At 71.1% G+C, this 20,056-nt stretch carries 15 protein-coding genes; 8 read left to right on the top strand and 7 right to left on the bottom strand.

Annotated features, from left to right (window positions below):
- Window positions 1–9: 9 nt before the first annotated feature.
- Window positions 10–1,002 carry a dTDP-glucose 4,6-dehydratase gene (gene rfbB / locus LX83_RS34945; protein WP_253779668.1) on the bottom strand — a complete coding sequence of 331 codons (993 nt, stop codon included), beginning with the start codon at window positions 1,000–1,002 and terminating at the stop codon, window positions 10–12.
- Between the two features lie 387 nt (window positions 1,003–1,389).
- On the opposite strand from rfbB, the gene LX83_RS34940 reads away from it, so the two are divergent.
- Complete coding sequence (locus LX83_RS34940) at window positions 1,390–2,862, top strand: LCP family protein (RefSeq protein ID WP_253779666.1); 1,473 nt, start codon at window positions 1,390–1,392, stop codon at window positions 2,860–2,862.
- A gap of 83 nt (window positions 2,863–2,945) precedes the next feature.
- Here the strand turns inward: LX83_RS34940 and LX83_RS34935 are convergent, their stop codons facing one another.
- Complete coding sequence (locus tag LX83_RS34935) at window positions 2,946–4,868, bottom strand: hypothetical protein (protein WP_253779664.1); 1,923 nt, start codon at window positions 4,866–4,868, stop codon at window positions 2,946–2,948.
- Window positions 4,869–4,934: 66 nt separating this feature from the next.
- Here LX83_RS34935 and LX83_RS34930 point away from each other — a divergent pair, with 66 nt between their 5' ends.
- The 3 genes from LX83_RS34930 (at window position 4,935) to LX83_RS34920 (ending at window position 7,743) form a co-directional block, all read left to right on the top strand.
- Window positions 4,935–5,360, top strand: a complete 426-nt coding sequence (locus tag LX83_RS34930; protein WP_253779662.1) for a hypothetical protein — start codon at window positions 4,935–4,937, stop codon at window positions 5,358–5,360.
- 229 nt (window positions 5,361–5,589) lie between these two features.
- Window positions 5,590–6,927 carry an LCP family protein gene (locus LX83_RS34925; RefSeq protein ID WP_253779660.1) on the top strand — a complete coding sequence of 446 codons (1,338 nt, stop codon included), beginning with the start codon at window positions 5,590–5,592 and terminating at the stop codon, window positions 6,925–6,927.
- A gap of 96 nt (window positions 6,928–7,023) precedes the next feature.
- Window positions 7,024–7,743, top strand: a complete 720-nt coding sequence (locus LX83_RS34920; RefSeq protein ID WP_253779658.1) for a TIGR03089 family protein — start codon at window positions 7,024–7,026, stop codon at window positions 7,741–7,743.
- A 241-nt stretch (window positions 7,744–7,984) separates the two neighbouring features.
- Here the strand turns inward: LX83_RS34920 and LX83_RS34915 are convergent, their stop codons facing one another.
- Together LX83_RS34915 and LX83_RS34910 are read right to left on the bottom strand one after the other, a co-directional pair.
- The gene (locus LX83_RS34915) at window positions 7,985–8,419 is read right to left on the bottom strand and encodes a DoxX family protein (protein ID WP_253779655.1); all 435 of its coding nucleotides are present in this window, start codon (window positions 8,417–8,419) and stop codon (window positions 7,985–7,987) included.
- 296 nt (window positions 8,420–8,715) lie between these two features.
- Window positions 8,716–9,879: an acyl-CoA dehydrogenase family protein gene (locus tag LX83_RS34910; protein WP_253779652.1), complete on the bottom strand. Its 1,164-nt coding sequence runs from the start codon at window positions 9,877–9,879 to the stop codon at window positions 8,716–8,718.
- Between the two features lie 252 nt (window positions 9,880–10,131).
- Here LX83_RS34910 and LX83_RS34905 point away from each other — a divergent pair, with 252 nt between their 5' ends.
- On the top strand, window positions 10,132–11,382 hold the full coding sequence (locus tag LX83_RS34905) for a serine hydrolase domain-containing protein (protein ID WP_253779650.1): 1,251 nt from the start codon (window positions 10,132–10,134) through the stop codon (window positions 11,380–11,382).
- Between the two features lie 745 nt (window positions 11,383–12,127).
- On the opposite strand, the gene purE is transcribed toward LX83_RS34905, so the two are convergent.
- Together purE and LX83_RS34895 are read right to left on the bottom strand one after the other, a co-directional pair.
- Window positions 12,128–12,595 (bottom strand): 5-(carboxyamino)imidazole ribonucleotide mutase, encoded by a 468-nt coding sequence (gene purE, locus LX83_RS34900; protein WP_253779783.1) that lies wholly within the window; start codon window positions 12,593–12,595, stop codon window positions 12,128–12,130.
- Between the two features lie 249 nt (window positions 12,596–12,844).
- Window positions 12,845–14,032: a 5-(carboxyamino)imidazole ribonucleotide synthase gene (locus tag LX83_RS34895; RefSeq protein WP_253779648.1), complete on the bottom strand. Its 1,188-nt coding sequence runs from the start codon at window positions 14,030–14,032 to the stop codon at window positions 12,845–12,847.
- A gap of 684 nt (window positions 14,033–14,716) precedes the next feature.
- Between LX83_RS34895 and LX83_RS34890 the strand changes: the two genes are divergently transcribed.
- From LX83_RS34890 to LX83_RS34880, 3 genes are all read left to right on the top strand, one after another.
- Window positions 14,717–17,200: a sigma-70 family RNA polymerase sigma factor gene (locus tag LX83_RS34890; RefSeq protein ID WP_253779646.1), complete on the top strand. Its 2,484-nt coding sequence runs from the start codon at window positions 14,717–14,719 to the stop codon at window positions 17,198–17,200.
- Between the two features lie 176 nt (window positions 17,201–17,376).
- On the top strand, window positions 17,377–17,949 hold the full coding sequence (locus LX83_RS34885; RefSeq protein ID WP_253779781.1) for a GtrA family protein: 573 nt from the start codon (window positions 17,377–17,379) through the stop codon (window positions 17,947–17,949).
- 123 nt (window positions 17,950–18,072) lie between these two features.
- Window positions 18,073–18,654: a GtrA family protein gene (locus LX83_RS34880; protein ID WP_253779644.1), complete on the top strand. Its 582-nt coding sequence runs from the start codon at window positions 18,073–18,075 to the stop codon at window positions 18,652–18,654.
- Between the two features lie 87 nt (window positions 18,655–18,741).
- Here LX83_RS34880 and LX83_RS34875 read toward each other — a convergent pair whose 3' ends face one another.
- Window positions 18,742–20,016, bottom strand: coding sequence for an ATP-binding protein (locus tag LX83_RS34875; protein WP_253779642.1), 1,275 nt, complete (start codon window positions 20,014–20,016; stop codon window positions 18,742–18,744).
- Window positions 20,017–20,056 lie beyond the last annotated feature (40 nt).

Raw genomic sequence — 20,056 nt, 5'->3', positions numbered from 1 at the left:
TCTGTCGCCTCAGCCGGTCACCAGGGCGGCCCGCTGCCTGAGCGGCTCCCACCACTGCCGGTTGTCCCGGTACCAGGCCACGGTCCCGGCCAGGCCCTCCTCGAACGGGACCTGCGGGCGGTAACCCAGCTCGGTGCTGATCTTGGTGATGTCCACCGAGTAGCGGCGGTCGTGGCCCTTGCGGTCGGCCACCGGCTCCACCATGGACCAGTCCGCGCCGGTCGCGGCGAGCAGCCGCTCGGTCAGCTCCCGGTTGGTCAGTTCGGTGCCACCGCCGATGTTGTAGATCTCGCCCGGACGACCACGCTCCGCGACCAGCTGGATCCCCCGGCAGTGGTCGGCCACGTGCAGCCAGTCCCGCACGTTCAGGCCGTCGCCGTAGAGCGGGACCTTCCTGCCGTCCAGCAGGTTGGTCACGAACAGCGGGATGACCTTCTCCGGGAACTGGTACGGCCCGTAGTTGTTGGAGCAGCGGGTCACGCACACCGGCAGGCCGTGGGTGCGGTGGTAGGCCAGCGCCAGCAGGTCCGAGGACGCCTTGGACGCCGAGTACGGCGAGTTCGGCCGCAACGGGTGATCCTCGGGCCACGAGCCCTGCTCGATCGAGCCGTACACCTCGTCGGTGGACACGTGCACGAACTTGCCCACTCCGGCGTCCAGCGCGGCCTGCAGCAGCGTCTGCGTGCCCACCACGTTGGTCGACACGAAGTCGGCGGCGCCCAGGATGGACCGGTCGACGTGCGACTCGGCCGCGAAGTGGACGACCACGTCGACCCCGGCCATCACCTGCTCGACCAGGCTGGCGTCCCGGATGTCACCCTCCACGAACCGCAGCCGGGGGCTGTCCTCGACGGGCGCGAGGTTGGCCCGGTTGCCGGCGTAGGTCAGCTTGTCCAGCACGACCACCTCGGACCCCGCGTACTCGGAGTAACCGTTTCCCACCAGTTCCCGCACGTAGTGTGAACCGATGAACCCGGCTCCACCCGTTACCAGCACCCGCATGCGACTGTCCTCCGACCGGTCCGACTCAACTGCCCCGCGTTGGTTCGCCGTGTTCCGCACCGAGTCTGTCATGCCCCCGGCAACCTCCTCACGCCCCGTCCGCGTCTTTTAAGTGGGACAACACACAAGCACGCAACGCGGGCACGATTACGCTGTCCGGGATTGGCCACGTCGGCGGGCCGACTCATCGGGTCGATGGAAGCGGCGGCCAGAGGTGCCTCATCAGCGCGTCCGGGAGGAGCGGCAGTGGACGACAGTCCGCCCGTGGATCTGGGGGATTTCGGATCAGGTGACAGGCCCGCGTTACCAGCCAGCCGGCGGGGCAGGCGGGGAATCGTGGCCCGCGTCGTACTGCGATTTGGACAGACGGTCGTCGCACTGGTGTCCGTGAGCGTGCTCGCGGTCAGCTACTACGGCTGGGACGCCGCGCGCGACCTGGACGAGCACATGGTCACCACCAACGTGATCGAGCAGACCGTGGCCAACCGGCCCAAGCCGTTGGACGGTGCGGTCGACATCCTGTTGGTCGGTGTGGACAGTCGGACCGACGCGCAGGGCAACCCGCTGCCCCGCGAGGTGCTGGACATGCTGCACGCCGGCAAGTACGAGGGCGAGCAGAACACCGACACGATGATCCTGGTGCACATCCCGGTCGACGGCACCAGGGCCGTGGCCATCTCGTTCCCGCGCGACTCCTACGTGCAGATCGCCAACGGGTTCGGCAAGCACAAGCTCAACTCGGCGTTCGCCCGGCAGCGCAACACCACCGCCAGGGACCTGGCCAACCAGGGCATGTCCGACCAGAAGCAGATCAACGACCTGGCCGCGACCGAGGGTCGGAAGACCCTGATCAAGACCATCGAGCAGCTGTCCGGCGGCTCGGTCACCATCGACCGGTACGCCGAGGTCAACCTGGCCAGCTTCTACGAGATCACCAAGGTCATCGGTGGTGTCGAGGTCTGCCTGGCCGCGCCGACCAGCGACCCCAAGTCCGGGGCCAACTTCCAGGCGGGCCGGCAGACCATCGAGGGCGCCCAGGCACTGGCGTTCGTGCGGCAGCGGGACAACCTGCCGCACAGCGACCTGGACCGGATCGTCCGCCAGCAGGTGTTCATCGGCGCGCTGGCCAACAAGGTCCTCTCCGCCGGCACGCTGGCCAACCCCAGCAAGCTCGGCGAGTTGGTCACCGCCATCCAGAAGTCGGTGATCCTCAGCGAGGGGTGGAACGTCTTCACCTTCGCCGAGCAGATGCAGGGCCTGGTCGGGGGCAACATCCAGTTCCAGACCATCCCGGTGGGCCCGCCCAGGGACACCGCGGACGGCAACGTGCTCTCCATCAACACCGACGAGGTGAAGGACTTCATCACCAACCTGGTGAAGGACCCCACCGCTCCGTCCAACAGCAACACCGCTCCAGCCTCCGGTGACCACGGCACCGAGGTGCCCAACTCCGCGATCACCGTCAACACCCGCAACTCCGCGGGCGTGGAGAACCTGGCCAGGCGGGTGCTGGACTCGCTGACGGCCAAGAGCTTCAGCCCGGGTGTCCCGGACAGCGGTGAGCCGACCCAGACCACGGTCGTGCAGTTCCCACCCGGTGAGCAGGCCAACGCGGAACGGGTGGCCGCTGCCCTGCCCGGGAAGGTGCCGGTGGCCGAGGACCCGAGCCTGCCCAGCGGCCAGGTGCGGGTCGTGCTCGGCAGCGACTTCGCCGGTCTGGACGTCCAGAACTTCGCGGCCGGACTCCGCGCGCCCGCCGACACCACCGGGGTGAACCCACCAGCCGGCACGGGCAACGACCAGACCAGCGCCACCGACACCCCGCCGCTCACCGCGGACGGCACCCGCTGCGTCAACTGATCGCCCCCCGGTAGCACGACAGAAACCAACGTGGGTGCTGGCAGTGTTCGCCAGCACCCACGCGTGTGTCACAGCAGCGGGGATCAGTCGTTGTGCGTGATCGGTCCGATGCTCAGGACGGTGTTGCCGTCGCCGTGCGGGCTGTTGATCCACGTGCTGACGAGGTTCTCAACCCAGTCCTTGCCGTGGCCCGGCTTGCCGTGCTCCGGCTTCCCACTTTCCGGCTTGTCACCCTCTGGCTCGTCACCCTCTGGCTCGTCACCGTCCGGCTTGGCAGAACCAGCACCGTTCGAGGGCTTCTCGCCAACCGGCTTGCCAGTCACCGGCTTGCCGTGACCGGAACCGTTCGAGGGCTTCTCACCCACCGGCTTCGCGTGCTCAGCACCGCCCGACGGCTTGCCGTGCTCCGGCTTCTCAGCCACCGGCTTCTCAGCCACCGGCTTGCCGCTCACGGGCTTCTCAGCCACCGGCTTGCCGCTCACCGGCTTACCCTGCTCCGGCTTCTCACCGGAAGGCTTGTCACCCGAGGGCTTGCCGTGCTCCGAACCATTCGAGGGCTTCTCACCCACCGGCTTGGCGTGCTCAGAACCACCTGACGGCTTACCGTGCTCCGGCTTCTCACCGGAAGGCTTCTCGCCGGAAGGCTTGCCGTGCTCCGAACCATTCGACGGCTTCTCACCCGAAGGCTTGTCACCCGAGGGCTTGCCGTGCTCGGGCTTCTCACCCGCAGGCTTGCCGTGCTCCGAACCATTCGACGGCTTCTCACCCACCGGCTTACCGTGCTCAGAACCACCCGACGGCTTACCGTGCTCCGGCTTCTCACCGGAAGGCTTCTCACCCGAAGGCTTGCCATGCTCGGGCTTCTCACCCGCAGGCTTGCCGTGCTCCGAACCATTCGACGGCTTCTCACCCACCGGCTTACCGTGCTCAGAACCACCCGACGGCTTACCGTGCTCCGGCTTCTCACCAACCGGCTTCTCACTCGACGGCTTACCGTGCTCCGAACCATTCGAGGGCTTCTCACCCGAAGGCTTACCGTGCTCGGGCTTCTCACCCGCAGGCTTGCCGTGCTCCGAACCATTCGACGGCTTCTCACCCTCGGGTTTCCCGCTCACCGGCTTGGCGTGGTCGGAACCGGTTGACGGGTGGCCCGTGCTGGGCTTGTTCGCGCCGGGCTGCTCGGCAGCGGGTTTGCCGGCTGAGGGCTTGCCCTCCGAGGGCTTGCTCACGCTCGGCTTACCGGTCGAGGGCTTGCCCACGCTCGGCTTGCCCTCCGAAGGCTTGCCCGCACCCGGCTTACCCACGCTCGGCTCGCTCACGCTCGGCTTGCCGACCGAGGGCTTGCCCACCGACGGCTTGCCTTCACCCGGCTTGCCGGCCGAGACGCCCTCGTGCCCGTGAGCGGTACCCGCGTGGGTGCCGTGCGCGGTTCCGTGCACCGCCTCCAGAAGGCTGCCGACAAAGGGGGTGAAATCAGGCAGCGGAACCGCGACGAACGGAGTCACCGGCTTGCCGACAGCCGGCTTGACGTGACCCGCCTCGGCGCTCTCGGCGCAGGTGCAGGTCTCTCCGGCGGCCGGCTTGCTCGCACCCGGCTTGCCCGCAGCTGGCTTGCCCGCGGCCGGCTTGCCCGCAGCTGGCTTGCCCGCAGCTGGCTTGCTCGCACCCGGCTTGCCCGCGGCCGGCTTTGGCTTGCTGGTCGTCGCCCCACCACTCACCTGACCGGTCGGGGCGGACTGGGCAGCGCCCACCGGCTTGGCGCTGTCCGTGCTGGTGCCGGCCTGAGGACCCTCGATGCTGGCGCCGGGGAGGTCACTGCCGTCAACGATCCGAGCACCGTCAAGAGAACGGTTGGACACCCACTTGCCCGCAACAGGCTCATAATTGTCCTGGGATAGCTGTGTACTGCTGATCGGGGAAGGCTGTGCGCTGGCCGGTGCGGCCAGGAAGAGTACAGCGCCAGTAGTAGCGGCCAACAATCCAGCGAGGCGGCCCTTAGTGGTCATCTCCGCGCTCTCCTTATCTACCACGGCTTAAGCCGTCGGGTTCGGCACTGCTTTGAATCACCACACGTGATCGGAATCGGTCAGTCGTTGTCGCCGACCGGCTGGTCACCGACCCGCGAGATCGGCGACTTCGGCGGCAACGGAATCGCATGTCTCCTGGCCTGGAACTCTGTCCCCGATCGTGATCCCCAGCCCGCTCCCACTGGCGAAATCACCAGCGCAGATCGGCACAAGCGGAGTGGCCCCGACGATTCCGACCTGCTCATCGGGGTCATCGGACGGCTGAGCGCCAGCGGGCGTCGCGAGAAGCAGCAGAGTGCCGGCGGTGGCAGCCAACAATCCAGCGAGGCGGGGCCTCATGGTCATCTGCGACTACTCCTTAATCTCGCCGCCGAAACCATCACGGTTCGGCACTGGTTCGGCATCAACACGATCACTCAGGAGTCGCCCGTTCTTGCGGAGGAACCGCCGGGCAAACCCCCCATCGTGTGACCCCCACGCCCGCCATGCCCGGTTTGACCGGACGCGGGGGCCGGGTCAGCAGGTGGCTGCCGAGCCGCGGCGGCGCCCGGTCGAATCCGCTCGCGCCAGGTGGGCTCCCGGCGCCCGCCGGACCTGATCGCTAACAGATTGAGCAAACCCGGGGGCCAGATGCGCCGAGCCCGGTTTTTCCCGCCGACCGCTGACTAACCTGGTCACCAGGGCAGCGAGGGGGGAACACATGAGCAAGGACACGACCGACAGCCGAGTCGCGGCGCGTCGGCCGGCTCGGGGGCGCGGTGCCGCGTTGATCACCGCTCGGACGGTGGTCGCCCTGGTGTCCGCCACCGCGCTCGCGGCCACCGGGTACGCCTGGATCACGTTGGACCGGGTGCAGGAGAACCTGAACACCACCGACGTGATCACCGGCCTGGCCGACGTGCCGGACTCTCCCCCGGCCGACGACGGCGCCACCGACATCCTGCTGGTGGGCAGTGACAGCCGGACCGACGCGCAGGGCAACCTGTTACCGGCCAACGTCCTCAGGAAGCTGCGCACCGAGGCCAGCGCGGGGGTCAACACCGACACGATCATCCTGATCCGGATTCCGCACAACGGCGGGCGCGCGCACGCGATCTCCATTCCCAGGGACACCTACGTCCCCATCCCGGACTACCGGGAAGACAAGATCAACGCCGCCTACGGGGCCACCAAGTACCGCACGGCGCAACGGTTGCGTGGCGAGGGCATGTCCGACCAGGCCCGCGTGGAGCAGCAGTCCGACCAGGCCGGCCGGCGGGCCCTGGTGCAGACCGTACAGGACCTGACCGGACTGCACGTCGACCACTACGCCGAGATCAACCTGTACGGGTTCTACCTGCTCACCGAGGCGGTCGGCGGCATCGACGTGTGCCTGAACCACGCGACCAGCGACCCGGACTCGGGGGCCAACTTCCGCAAGGGACGGCAGACCGTGTCCGGTGGGGACGCGCTGTCGTTCGTGCGCCAGCGCAAGAACCTGCCCGGTGGGGACCTCGGCCGGATCGCGCGCCAGCAGGCCTTCCTGGCCTCGGCCGTGAACAAGGTCCTGTCCACCGGCACGCTCACCGACCAGGGGCGGTTCAACGCGCTGTTGGACGCGGTGCGGAAGTCGGTCGTCATCGACCAGGACCTGGACCTGGTCACGCTGCTGCGGCAGGCACAGGCCCTGGCCAGTGGAGATGTGGAGTTCGTCACCATCCCGGTGACCAACGTCAACGCCAGCAACGACCGGGGCCAGAGCATCGTCACGGTGGACCGGGACCAGGTTCGCGCGTTCGTGGCCAACCTGGTCGCGGCGAGTGCCCCGCCGGCGTCATCGACCGTGTCCTCGACCGAGTCGTCGACCGGGTCGGCGTCCGCGCCGGCCACCTCAGCCGGCGAGCCGGCGACGTCCGCCCAGGCAGGCACGCCGGACGGGGCGCAATCCAGCCCCACCCAACGGCTCGCCGGATCGGCTGTGATCCACTTGAACGGCCTGGCCGCACCGGCCGGGTCGCCGGAGCCGATCATGGCCGATGGGGTGAGTTGCGTCGACTGAGTCCGACCAGGCGACCAGTGTCGACGGCCTGCCCACCGCGTCGGCGCAGCGGTTCCGCCGCATGGCAGTGCCGTCCACAGTGGATCTGGAGAGGCGATGACCGTCACCGAAGTCCTGTACTCCCCACTGCTCGCCGCTGATCCGGCCCGGCCGCTGATCACCCACTACGACGACGCGCTGGGCAGCAGGGTCGAACTGTCCAGGGCGACCATGGCCAACTGGGCGGCCAAGACGGCCAACTGGCTGCGGGACGAGCACGACGTGGGGCCGGGCGATCCGGTCGCGGTGCTGCTGCCGGCGCACTGGCAGACCGTGGGTGTGCTGCTGGGCGCCTGGTGGTGCGGGGCGCGCGTGACCGACCAGGCCGACGGCGCGTCCGTGGCGGTGGTGGCGCCGGGTGGGGCGGCCGAGGGCGCCGACGTGGTCGCGGTGGCCTCGCTGGACCCGATGGGGCGTGGGCTGGACGAGCGACCGGCCGGCACCGTGGACTACCTCGACGACGTCCGCGCGCACGGCGACCGGTTCGACCCGGGGCAGCGACTGCCCGGCGACACGCCCGCGCTGCTGGCGTCCACTGTCGACGAAGTCGTGGCTGAGGCGCGGTCCCGCGCGGAAACCCTTGGCATCACCGGGGATTCGCGTGTTTTGTCCACTATGGAGTGGACCATGCCGGACGGGCTGTTCAGCGGTTTGCTGGCCGTGCTGGCCGCGGGCGCGTCGCTGGTGCAGTGCAGCCACGCCGATGTCGCCGGCCTGCCGGCGCGCCGGTCCGCCGAGAACGTGACGATCTCCCTCGGCGGACCGACCACCGGCTGAGTCCGACCGCCGGCTGAGTCCGACCGCCGGCTGGGTCCGACCAGACCGGCCGACCTGTCCGGTCAGGCCGGCCGGGTTGTCCGACCGGTCCGGCTGGGTTCTGCTGGTGCTCTCGGTGGCGTGGGCCGGGCCGCGACCGAGGCTGGCCGCGGCTGCCGGTGCCCGGCCAACCGCCGGTTCCGGCGGTCCTGCCGGTTCCGGCTGTCCTGCTGTGTCTGGCTCTTCTGCTGGTTCCGGCAGGTCACGCGCTGGGCACCGGCTCCTGCGCGCGCCGCGCGCCCCGGTTGCGGAACACCACCCGGTCCAGCGCGTAGGCGCCACCGTTGAAGCCCACGGCCAGCGCGGCCACGGCCAGCACCAGCACGTACTCGAACCCGCCGTCGCCGAGCAGCCCGTTGGGCAGGTGCACGAACAGCAGGGCGCCGGCCATGTCGACGGCGAGGAGCACACCCACCACGGGCAGGGCCAGCCCCGCGATCAGCAGCACGCCGCCGACCAGTTCGACGGTCGCGGCGAACCAGGCGGACAGGGTGGCGGCGGGGATCCCCATCTTCTCGAAGCTGGCGGCGGTGCCGGCGAGCCCCCACTCGGTGAACTTCTGCCAGCCGTGGGCGATGAACACCACGCCGATCGCCAGTCGAGCCACCAGCGCGGTCAGATCCCGAAGCAGCCGCATTCCACTCTCCTCCTGTGCGTCGTGCATGGGCGCAGGAAAGAGTATGAACGCTCAACTAATGAAGTTTCTACTAACTGGCTGTCACGACCCGTTGACCTCCGTCACAACACGGGCGGCGACGACCACGGCACGGGCAGTTCCGCACCACGCGGCGGGCGAGCACGGGGATGGGCGGCCCACCCACTCCCGGTCCCGGTCCCGGTCCCGGCGCCAACGCCGGCACCGGGCCGAGGGACGAGGGTCGCGGGCCGAGGCCCATCCCCACCGGTCGCGCGACTGCGGCCTACCCGGACCGGTCAGCCCTTGAGCAGGGAACGCGCCATCACCATGCGCTGGATCTGGTTGGTGCCCTCGTAGATCTGGGTGATCTTGGCGTCGCGCATCATCCGCTCCACCGGGAAGTCCCTGGTGTACCCGGCACCACCGAACAGCTGCACGGCGTTGGTGGTGACCTCCATGGCCACGTCCGAGGCGAAGCACTTGGCCGCGGCCGAGATGAAGCCCAGGTTGGCCTCGCCGCGCTCGGCCCGCGCCGCCGACACGTAGACCATGTGCCTGGCCGCCTCGACCTTCATCGCCATGTCGGCCAGCATGAACTGCACGCCCTGGAAGTCGGCGATGGCCGTGCCGAACTGCTTGCGCTCCTTGACGTAGGCGATGGCCGCGTCCAGCGCGCCCTGGGCGATGCCCACGGCCTGCGCGCCGATGGTCGGCCGGGTGTGGTCCAGCGTCCGCAGCGCGGTCTTCAGGCCGGTGCCGGGCTCGCCGATGATCCGGTCGGCCGGGATGGTGCAGTCCTGGAAGTAGATCTCCCGGGTGGGCGATCCCTTGATGCCGAGCTTGCGCTCCTTGGGCCCGACCTCGAAGCCGGGGTCGTCCTTGTGCACGACGAACGCGGAGATCCCGCTGGACTTCTTGGCCGCGTTCGGGTCGGTCACCGCCATGACCGTGTACCAGGTGGACACCCCGGCGTTGGTGATCCAGCACTTGGTGCCGTTGAGCACCCAGTGGTCACCGTCCAGGTGGGCGCGGGTCCGCATGGACGCGGTGTCCGAGCCCGCCTCCCGCTCGGAGAGCGCGTAGGAGATCATCGCCTCGCCGCTGGCGATCGAGGGCAGCACCGCCTTCTTCAGCTCCTCGGACGCGGACAGCAGGATCGGCATCGACCCCAGCTTGTTCACGGCCGGGATCAGCGACGAGGACGCGCAGACCCGGGCGACCTCCTCGATCACGATGCAGGTGGCCACCGCGTCCGCGCCCTGCCCGTCGTAGGCCTCGGGCACGTGCACGGCCTGGAACCCCGCCCGGATCAGGGCGTCCGCCGCCTCCTGCGGGAACCGCTCCTGCTCGTCGACCTCGCTGGCGTGCGGGGCGATCTCCTTCTCGGCCAGCGCGCGGACCGCGTCCCGCAGCGCCTGGTGCTCCTCCGCGAGCTGGTACGTGTCGAACCCTGCGTTCACCGCGCGCCTCCTTGTTACCCACCGGTAGCACTAGCTGCCAGCGATGTTAGCCCCCGTTCACCAACATAGGTCCGCGACCTGAGTGCGAAGCGGGTGACCCCGGCGGACGGGTCGGGCGGTCGTGCCGGACAGGTCACGCGAACGGGCGCGCGAACGTCTGCCGGGGGGTGTCGATGTCAGCCAAAAGCGAGACTGGCAAGGTCATCACCTGCCACTATTGCCACCCATGGTCCGTTAGCCGGTGGGGATGTCATGCGCGTCACGAGGTCCAGGTCATTGCGGCTGCTGCTCGCCGTTGTCGTGGGAGTCACGACCAGCGTGGCCGTTGTCCTGGGCACGCGCGGCCTGCTGACCGCAGTTCCGCTGGCCGACAGCGGTGGCGATGACGACCGGCCAGCGGTCACCAACCGGTGGGCGCTCCGCGCCGCCCTGGACAAGCTGACCGACAACGACCACCTGCCCGGCGCGGTCATCCAGGTCAGGGACGGCCAGGGCAGCACCGTGACGCTGAGTTCCGGCACCGCCGAACTGGGTTCGGGCCGCCCCATGGTGGACGGCAACGCCCGGTTCCGGATCGCGAGCAACAGCAAGGCGTTCACGGCCGTGGCCGTTCTCCAGCTGGTCGACGAGGGCAAGATCGGCCTGGACGCGCCGATCGAGCGCTACCTCCCCGGCGTGGTGCACGGCACCGGCGCGGGCGCGGCCATCGACGGGAACACCATCACCGTCCGCCAGATCCTGCAGCACACCAGCGGCCTGCCCGAGTACGTGGACCAGTTGGACCGGATGAACGCGCCGGCCCGCTGGTGGGAGCCGGTCGACATGGACTACTCGCCGGCGCACCTGGTGAGCCTGGCCCTGGCCCAGCCGCCGCTGTTCGCGCCCGGCACCGGCTGGGCCTACGTCAACACCAACTACGTGCTGGCCGGCATGCTGGTGCAGGCGGTCACCGGTGAGGACATCCGCACCGTGCTGACCGAGCGGATCATCGCGCCGCTGGGCCTGGCCGACACCTACTGGCCGGCCGACGACGAACTCGGCATCCGGGGCCCGCACGCGCACAACTACGCCGGGGCAGCGGCCGGTCCTGGCACCGACGGCGCCACCCCGGCCAGGGCCGACCTGACCGAGATGACCGTGGCGCCGCTCAACTCGGCGGGTTCGCTGGTGTCAACGCCGGGCGACCTCAACCGGTTCTACCAGGCGCTGTCCTCCGGCCAGCTGTTGTCACCGGACAGCCTGGCCGAGATGCGGACCACGGTGAACGCGGCCGAGCCCCGGTTCCCGGCCGGCACCTCCTACGGGCTCGGCCTGCTGCGGATGCCGCTCAGCTGCGGAGGCGAGTACTGGGGCCACGGCGGCAACCTGCCGGGCGTGGTGAGCATGAGCGGCGCGGACAACACCGGCCGACAGGCCACCGCGTACGTGACCACCTCACCGGACAACCAGTCGTTCCAGCACCTGCTGGACACCATGGACGTGGCCTTCTGCTCGGCCCGCTGAGCCAACTCAGCGAACCGGGTCAGTTGGGCGGGCCGGGTCAGCTGGACGGACCGGATCAGCTGGACGGGCCGGGTCAGTTGGGCAGGCCGGGTCAGTTGGGCGGGCCGGGTCAGTTGGGCGGCCGGGCGGGCTGTTCTGCGGCCCGATGGCTGCATGGCCGCGCAGGTCTGCGGCCCCGCGGCGCTGTGACCTCCAGGGCTGAGACCGCGCGGGGCTGTGATCCCGCGGGTTCTGTGTTCCGGCGGCTGGCGTAGCACATGCGGCGCGGATCCTCGTCCGGTTCACCCGTTCGAGAGGCCAGTTGTCCACAGCCACCTCGGTTATCCACAGCCCGACCTCGTGACCTTCACCAGCGCGGTGCGCGTGGATAGGCTGGTCCAGGGGACGCCCCCCGGTGAGGGTGGGGGCTGGCTCGGCGCCGGTGAGAGTGGGGGCTGGCTCGGCGCCGGTGAGAGTGGGGGCTGGCTCGGCGCCGGTGAGGGTTTCGCGCTACCTGTTGACGCCCCGGTGCGCGTGGGGCTGGGCGTGCGGGACGGCGAACGCCCACGGGTGCGGGCATGGTCGCCGGTAGGGGTGGGTCCGGTTGGTCCGGTTAAGGCCTCCGGTCAGGCCAGCTGAGGCGTGGCCTGACCGGTCAAGAACGTGGCCTACCGGCCAGAGCGTGGCCGGCGGCCAGAGCGTGACTGCCAGTCAGAGCGTGGTCTCCCGGTCAGAGCGTGGCCGGCGGTCAGAACGTGGCCGGCGGTCAGAGCGTGGCCTGGAGTGCCGCGTCCTTGTCCAACACCAGTTGTTCCAGGTTGGCCTGGAACTCGGCCATCTGGCGCCGCAGCCCGGCGTCAGCCACGGCCAGCATGCGCACGGCGAGCAGCCCGGCGTTGCGCGCCCCGCCCACGGACACCGTGGCCACGGGCACACCGGCCGGCATCTGCACGATGGACAGCAGCGAGTCCAACCCGTCCAGGTGCTTGAGCGGCACCGGCACCCCGATCACCGGGAGCACGGTCGCCGAAGCCACCATGCCGGGCAGGTGGGCGGCGCCACCCGCGCCCGCGATGATCACCCGCAGGCCGCGCTCCTCGGCCGAGCGCGCGTAGTCGATCATGCGCTGCGGCGTGCGGTGCGCCGACACCACGCTGACCTCGTAGCCCACCCCGAACTCGTCCAGTGCCGTGGCCGCGGCCCGCATCACCGGCCAGTCCGAGTCGCTGCCCATGATCACGCCGACCGCCGGCCGCGCCTCGCGCTCCTCGACCACGCGTTCCGTCCCTTCTCGTAGTGGTGTCGCCACCGTGGTGCGCCACCGTTGTGCGCCGGCCCGCCGTGCTCCCGCTGTCGGGCCGAATTGGTCAGTCCTGCTGCGGCTGGTGCCGCCGGGCTCGCCGCGGCCGGTTCCGGCTGCCGCGCACGCCACACCGGACAGCCGCCCAACCCGGTCAGCTGTTCGGCCAGCTGTTCGGCCGGTTCAGCCGTGGATGTCGTAGCCGTCCGGCCACACGCCCTCGGCCAACCACCGCGCGGCCAGCCGCGCCCTGGTCCGCACCTGGTCCATCCGCTCCCCCAGCACGGTCACGTGCCCGACCTTGCGGCCCGGCCGCTCCGCCTTGCCGTACAGGTGCACCCGGGCGTCCGGGAACCGTGCGAACAGGTGGTGCAGCCGCTCGTCAACGCCCATGGCCGGCGGGGCCGCCGCACCCAGCACGTTGGCCATCACCACGGCGGGCGCGGCCAGGTCGGTCACGCCGAGCGGGTAGTCCAGCACGGCTCGCACGTGCTGCTCGAACTGCGAGGTCCGCGAGCCCTCGATGGTCCAGTGCCCGGAGTTGTGCGGTCGCATGGCCAGCTCGTTGACGACCACGCCCGCGTCGGTCTCGAACAGCTCCACCGCCAGCAGCCCGACCACACCCAGTTCCTCGGCCACCCGCAGGGCCAGGTCCTGGGCGGCCTGGGCCCGTTCGGCCGACAGGTCCGGGGCCGGGGCCAGCACCTCGACGCAGATGCCGTCCTCCTGCACGGTCTGCACCACCGGCCAGGTGGCGCCCTGGCCGAACGGCGAGCGCGCCACCAGCGCGGCCAGCTCCCGCCGCATCGGCACGCACTGCTCGACCAGCAGCGGGGTGCCCGCGGCCAGCAGTTCGGGGATGACCCGCTGGGCGCTGTCCGGGGTGTTGATCATCCACACGCCCCGGCCGTCGTAGCCGCCCCTGGTCGCCTTGACCACGCACGGCCAGCCGTGGGTCGCGCCGAACCGGAGCACCTCGCCCACGTCGGCCACCGGCTCGAACGGGGGGACCGGCAGCCCGAGTTCGGCCAGCCGGCGCCGCATCACCAGCTTGTCCTGCGCGTGCAGCAGCGCGTCCGGACCAGGGTGCACGGTGACGCCCTCGGCGACCAGGGTGCGCAGGTGCTCGTTGGGCACGTGCTCGTGGTCGAAGGTGAGGACGTCGCAGTCGCGGGCGAAGGCGCGCAGCGCGGCCAGGTCGGTGTGGCTGCCGAGCACCACGTCCCTGGCCACCAGCGCGGCCGGGTCGTTCTCGGAGGTGGCCAGCACGCGCAGGGACTGGCCGAGCGGGATGACCGCCTGGTGGGTCATGCGGGCGAGTTGACCGCCGCCGACCATGCCGACGGTGGGGAAGCCGGTTCGTGAGTTCACCAAAAGTCCTGCTTGTCGGTCTCGGAGCAGCAACAACCGGCACGTCAGCCTAGTTCACCGCCCCGCCGGCCCACGCTGGACTGTGCCGGGCGACTCACCAGCCGGTCCAATGGCGTGGGCCAGGTGGTCGAGCGGGCTGGTCGCGGCCTGGTGAGCGCCCGGCGGCGGCGCCAGCGACACCCCGGCGCGGTCACCCTGGGCAGCTGGACAGCAACGGCGGCGGTTCCACAACCGCCGTTCCGGTCTGGGCTTGCGGTGGGGCTGGAGCCGGGGGAGCAGCACGCTGCGCGGCGCGGCCGGATCGAGCGGGGTCCGGCCGGGTCCGGCGCGCGGCGGCGCTGGTCGCGCCACCGGGTTCGGACGGTGGCGCGCCGTTCGGTCGGGGTGTGCCCACTGCGCGTCCGCCCAGCGCGGTCGCGGCTCTGGTGTTCCGGGGCGGGTTCGGTGCGCCAGGGCGGTGGCTCCTCCCGGTCACGCGGCGCGACCAGGCCGCTGCCATGCCGGGGATTCCATGCCACCCGGTCGGGCGGTTTCGGATGACTTGCCCTAAGGCGACGGCCAGACTGGCCGAGCATGGGGTCGTACACCCTTCGTGGTGATGCGCACGCCCAGTGTCACCACCCATCCCTGTTTTCTCTTCACCAGCCATTTCACCAGCCATTTCACCAGCCAAGGAGGACGTGGGTGTCGACCGAATCCGCTGACCCGTCAGGGCCGAGCGACGCCGAGCTCATCAGGTTGGTGCGCGGCGGGTCGACCAAGGCGTATGCCCAGCTCTACAAACGTCATGTCAAGGCGGCATACAACCTGGCCAGGCAGCTGGCCGGGTCGGCGACGGAAGCCGACGACCTGGTCTCCGAGGCGTTCACCAAGATCCTGGACGTGCTGCGGGCCGGCCGCGGTCCGGACGCGGCCTTCCGCGCCTACCTGCTCACCGCGCTGCGGCACACCGCCTACGACCGGAGCAAACGGGAACGCCGGGTCGAACTGACCGACGACGTCAGCACGGTGGCCGACACCGAGGCGATCAGCGTCCCGTTCCAGGACAGCGCGCTGGCCGGGTTGGAGCGGTCCATGGTCGCGCGGGCCTTTGCCACGCTGCCCGAGCGCTGGCAGGCGGTGCTGTGGCACACCGAGGTCGAGAACGAGCCGCCGGTCGAGGTGGCGCCGCTGTTCGGGCTGACCCCCAACGGTGTGGCCGCCCTGGCCTACCGCGCCAGGGAGGGGCTGCGCCAGGCCTACCTGCAGATGCACCTGGCCGAGATCACCACGGAGCGGTGCCGCGCCACGGTCGGCCGGCTCGGCGCGTGGGCCCGCGGTGGCCTGTCGCGGCGGGACACCGCACAGGTCGAGGCGCACCTGGACGAGTGCCCCCGGTGCCGGCGGCTGGCCGACGAGGTCCGGGACACCAACGACCACCTGCGGGTCGTGGTGGCTCCGCTGGTGCTGGGCGCCACCGCCATCGCCTACCTCGGCGGCACAGGCGTGGCCGGTGGTGGCGCCGCCGCCGGCACAGCGACCGGGGTGGGTGGCAGTGGCCTGGTCGGTGCCGGCACAGCGGCCAGGGCCAACCGAACAGCCGGTGGACTGCCCAGGCAGGCGGTGACCCTGCTCGGTTCGGCCGCGGCCCTGGTGGTGGTGCTGGTGCTGGGCCTGATCGCCGGGGACGAGCAGACCGACCCGCAGGCCGCGTCCCCACCGGCGCCCGCCGCGCCGGAGCCGACCAACGCGCCGCCGGGCCAGCAGCAGCCACTGCCGTCGGTGCCGCCGGGGGCGACCGTGCGGCCACCCCTGCCGAGCCGGTCGGGCCAGCCAGGACAGGTCCCGTCCGGCCCCGACCAGTCCCAGTCCCCCGGCACCCAGTCCCCCGGCACCCAGTCCCCCGGCATCCAGCCGCCCGGCACCCAGTCCCCCGGGGCCACCCCACCGGCGTCCCCGCCCGGTCGGCCGGACCAGCAGCCGCAGCCGGGCGCGGTCACGTTGGCCGCCGCGGCGCCCACCACGCCGATGGCGCTGTCGGCGGGTGGTTCGGCCACGGAGCTGCGCATCCCGGTCACCAACACCGGTGCGGCCGCGTCCGCCCCGGTCAGCGTCGCCCTCGACCTGCCGGCCGGGGTGCGGGTGGAGCCGAAGCGCAACCGGTTCGCCGGCTGGTCGGAGCTGCCGCGCATCCCGGGCACCGACCCGGAGCCGCGCGCCACGCCCGAGCTGCGCTGCGCCTCGGCGACCTGCGCCACCTCGTCGGGGCTGCGCCCGGGTGAGACCGTGGACTTCGTCTTCCCGCTGGTGGCCGACCAGACCGCGCGGTCCGGCCGGGTCAGTGGCCGGATCAGCGCGGGCAACACCGTGCAGGCACGCGTCGAGGTGCGGGTCGAGGTGTCCCAGCCGGTCGACGACCTGTCGCTGACCGCGGAGCGGGTGCCGAGCAACCAGTGCCCGCGCTGGCCCAAGTGGTGGCCGTACTGGACGGTGTGGTCGCAGGTGGACGTGACCGTGACCAACACCGGGGACACCTCGGGTGAGGTCCTGCTGAACGTGTCGGTGCCAGCGCCCAACGTGCTGTTCTCCCCGTCGGCGCGCCTGGCCGGCACCCGGCTGAGCATGCGGCAGGCACTGGCCGCCGGCCGCAGCTTCCGGATCAGCCTGTGCGCGCTGACCGGCTGGCAGCAGCGCGACGTCGTCCACGTCACCGCCACCCTGGGCAAGGCGAGCGACTCCGCCGACGTGACCCCGGGCAGCCGGCCGCGGCCCGTCCCGTTGGAGCTGGTGCCGGCCGCCCGGGCCACGCCGACGGACGGGACCACGCCGGCGCCGGCCAACGGCGACCCGGTCCAGTCCACCCCGTCGCCGACGGGATGGACGCCGGCCCCCTCCAGTCCGGCACCGGCCAGTTCGACCGATCCCGGCCCCAGCCAGTCGCGGCCGAGCACGCCCGGTTCCACCGACGCCGACCAGGACCACACCGACCCGGCGCCAGCCCCGAGCGGTCCCGCACCCGTTGACGCTGGGTCAACAACCGAGCAGGCGCGCCCGTCCTCGGCGCCCGGCCCCAACCCGGGCCAGCCGAACCCGGCACCGGGCCCCGCCCCGGGCGTGCCGCCGATCGGATCGTGGCCGCCGTTCTCGCCCCCGGGCGGATGGGTGGTGCCGGCCGTGTCCTTCCGCTGAACCATCCCGCCGACCGGCCCTGAGCAGGCACGATGATCGGGGCCGGCGGTGGTTCGCCGAACGGCGGCCGGCCCGGACACGACCGGCCGGGGCGGGGTGCGCGGAACCGGAAAAATCGGACGGTAGCCAGAGTCATGCGTAGCGTATTCGGGCTACCTCCGTAGACTGCCCGGGTGCTGCGACTACTTCACGCTGTGTACAACCGGGTGCCGGAACCAGTTCGCGTGCTCCTGCGCAAGCACCGCGAGCTGCTGCGCTTCGCGGTGGTCGGCGGCACCTGCTTCGTGATCACGGTCGCGATCAACTACGCGCTCAAGCTCACCATCCTCACCGACAAGCCGGTCAGCGCCCAGGCCATCTCCGTGGTCATCGCCACGATCGTGTCCTACGTGCTGAACCGCGAGTGGTCGTTCCGCACCAGGGGCGGCCGCGAACGCGCCCACGAGGCAGCACTGTTCTTCCTGATCAGCGGGATCGGCGTGGCGTTGAACTCGGCGCCGCTGTGGGTTTCGCGCTACCTGTTCCACCTGCAGGAGCCGGCGGTCACCCGGCTCACCCAGGAGATCGCCGACTTCGCCAGCGGCATGATCCTCGGCACCCTGCTGGCCATGGTGTTCCGCTGGTGGGCCTTCAAGAAGTGGGTCTTCCCCCAGGCCGACGCCCGGCCCCGGCCGGTGCGGCCCACGCGGAGCGAGCGCGCCGCCCTGCGCGCGGCGGAAGCCCAGGCGGAACAGGACCGGGCCGCCTGAACCCGGGCCGCCTGAACCCGAGCCAGCTGGGCCCGAGCCAGCTGAGCACCGGGTTCACCGGCTGGTCCTGGCGTTCACGCAAGTTCCCCGCGCAGCACCTCGGCGTCCGTAGACTGCGAAGACGTGGCAGTACTTGAGTCGGTTCTCGCCTGGATGCCGAGACCGCTGCGGGCCCTGGCCCTGAAGCACCGCGAGCTGTTGAAGTTCGCGGTGGTCGGCGGCACCTGCTTCATCATCGACACGGCGATCTTCACCGTGTTGAAGATGACCTTCCTGGAGCCCAAGCCGGTCACAGCCAAGGTCGTGGCCACCCTGATCGCCACAATCGTGTCGTACGTGCTGAACCGGGAATGGTCGTTCCGCACCAGGGGCGGCCGCGAACGCGCCCACGAGGCAGCACTGTTCTTCCTGGTCAACGGGGTCAGCATTGTCATCAACTCGGCGCCGCTGTGGGCCTCGCGCTACGTGCTCGACCTGCAGGAGCCGGCGGTCACCCGACTCACCCAGGAGATCGCCGACTTCACCAGCGCGCAGATCATCGGCACCCTGCTTGGCATGGTGTTCCGCTGGTGGAGCTACAAGAAGTGGGTGTTCCCCGAGGAGAACGCCCGCCCCCGGCTGGTGCGCGTACCCACCGATCCCGACGCCGAGGCGTACACCCGCACCCGCCGCGGCTCAGGCGGATCAGCTGGCAGGGCCAGCTGAGAGCGGGAGTCAACACAGATCAGCTGGCAGGGCCAGCTGAGAGCCGGAGTCAACACAGATCAGCCGGCGCAGCCAGCTGAGGGCTGGTCAGCGCGGGTTTCCCGGGGAGCGCCACGGCACCCCGTACAGGTCGCCCGCCTTGGGTCTGGGCAGGAACACCGCGAACGTGGCCGGTCGGGCCGTGGACAGCTCCAGCCGCCCACCGTCGGCGTCCACCAGGGCCCGGGCCAGGGCCAGCCCCACCCCGGTCGACCCGCCGCCGGACACCCCCCGCTCGAAGATGTGGCCGGCCAACTCGTCGGGCACGCCCTGGCCGCTGTCACTGACCTCGACCACCACGGTCCCCTCGTCGCGGCGGGCCGACAGCAGCACCGTGCCCTCCCCGTGCCGCAGGGCGTTGTCCAGCAGCACGCCGATCGCCTCACGCAGCCGGGCCGGGGTGGCTCGGGCCATCAGTCCCTCGGGTACCCGCACCCGCAGGGCGCGGCCCTCGGCGCGCAGCGGGTCGCGCCACTCGGCGGCGATCGAGGTCAGCTCGGTGCGCAGGTCGATCAGCTCCGCGCCGATGGACCTGGCCGCTCTGGCCGCGGCCAGCATCTCGTCGAGCACCGCGGCCAGTCGGTCGGCCTGCTCCAGTGCGGCCCCGGCCTCGCCGGCGGTCTCCTTGTCCGGGTGCTCGGCCAGCGCCTCCAGCCGCAGTTGCAGCGCGGTCAGCCGGCTGCGCAGCTGGTGGGAGACGTCGCCGACCAGGTCGCGCTCGCGTTGGATCAGGTGGGCCAGTGCCTCGGCCGAGGTGTCCAGCGCCTCGGCCACCCGGTCCAGTTCCTGCACGCCGTGCCGGTTGGGGTCGGGCCGGAAGTCACCGGCGCCGAGCCGGGCTGCCCGGTCGGCCACGTGGCTGAGCGGTTCGGCCAGGCGGCGCGCGGTGACCGTGGCCACCACCGTGCCGATGCCCACGGACAGCACCACCAGCAGCAGCACCAGCCCGGCCACCTGGGCCTGTTGGCTGCGCAGCGGGTCCACCGGCTCCTCCAGCCGGACCGTGCCCTGGTGCACGATGGGGACCTCGACGAACATCACCCGCTCGCTGAGTTCCGGTCCGGAGCTGATCTGGCCGGTGGGCAGGGTGACGACCAGCCGTCCGTCCGGCGGCACGGCCACCCGGACCTCGTTCAGGTCCAGCGGCCGGTCGTTGGCCAGTTGGTCGTCCAGTCGGGCCGCGATCTGCTGCGCGCTCTGGCTCAGATCCCGGGTGGAGAAGTCCTGGACCAGCTCCAGCGCGGTGTAGCCGAGCGGGATGCCCAGGGCGAACGCGGTGACCGCCACCGCGAGGAGGATCGCCCGCAGGATGCGTTGACGCACGCCGTTCCCCGTCTTCCTCGTCCTTCTCATCGGCGTTCCG

Origin of the sequence: Goodfellowiella coeruleoviolacea (genome assembly GCF_024171785.1) — a bacterium.
Classification (GTDB): Bacteria; Actinomycetota; Actinomycetes; order Mycobacteriales; family Pseudonocardiaceae; genus Goodfellowiella; species Goodfellowiella coeruleoviolacea.
This window is presented reverse-complemented; position numbering and strand designations above follow the sequence as displayed.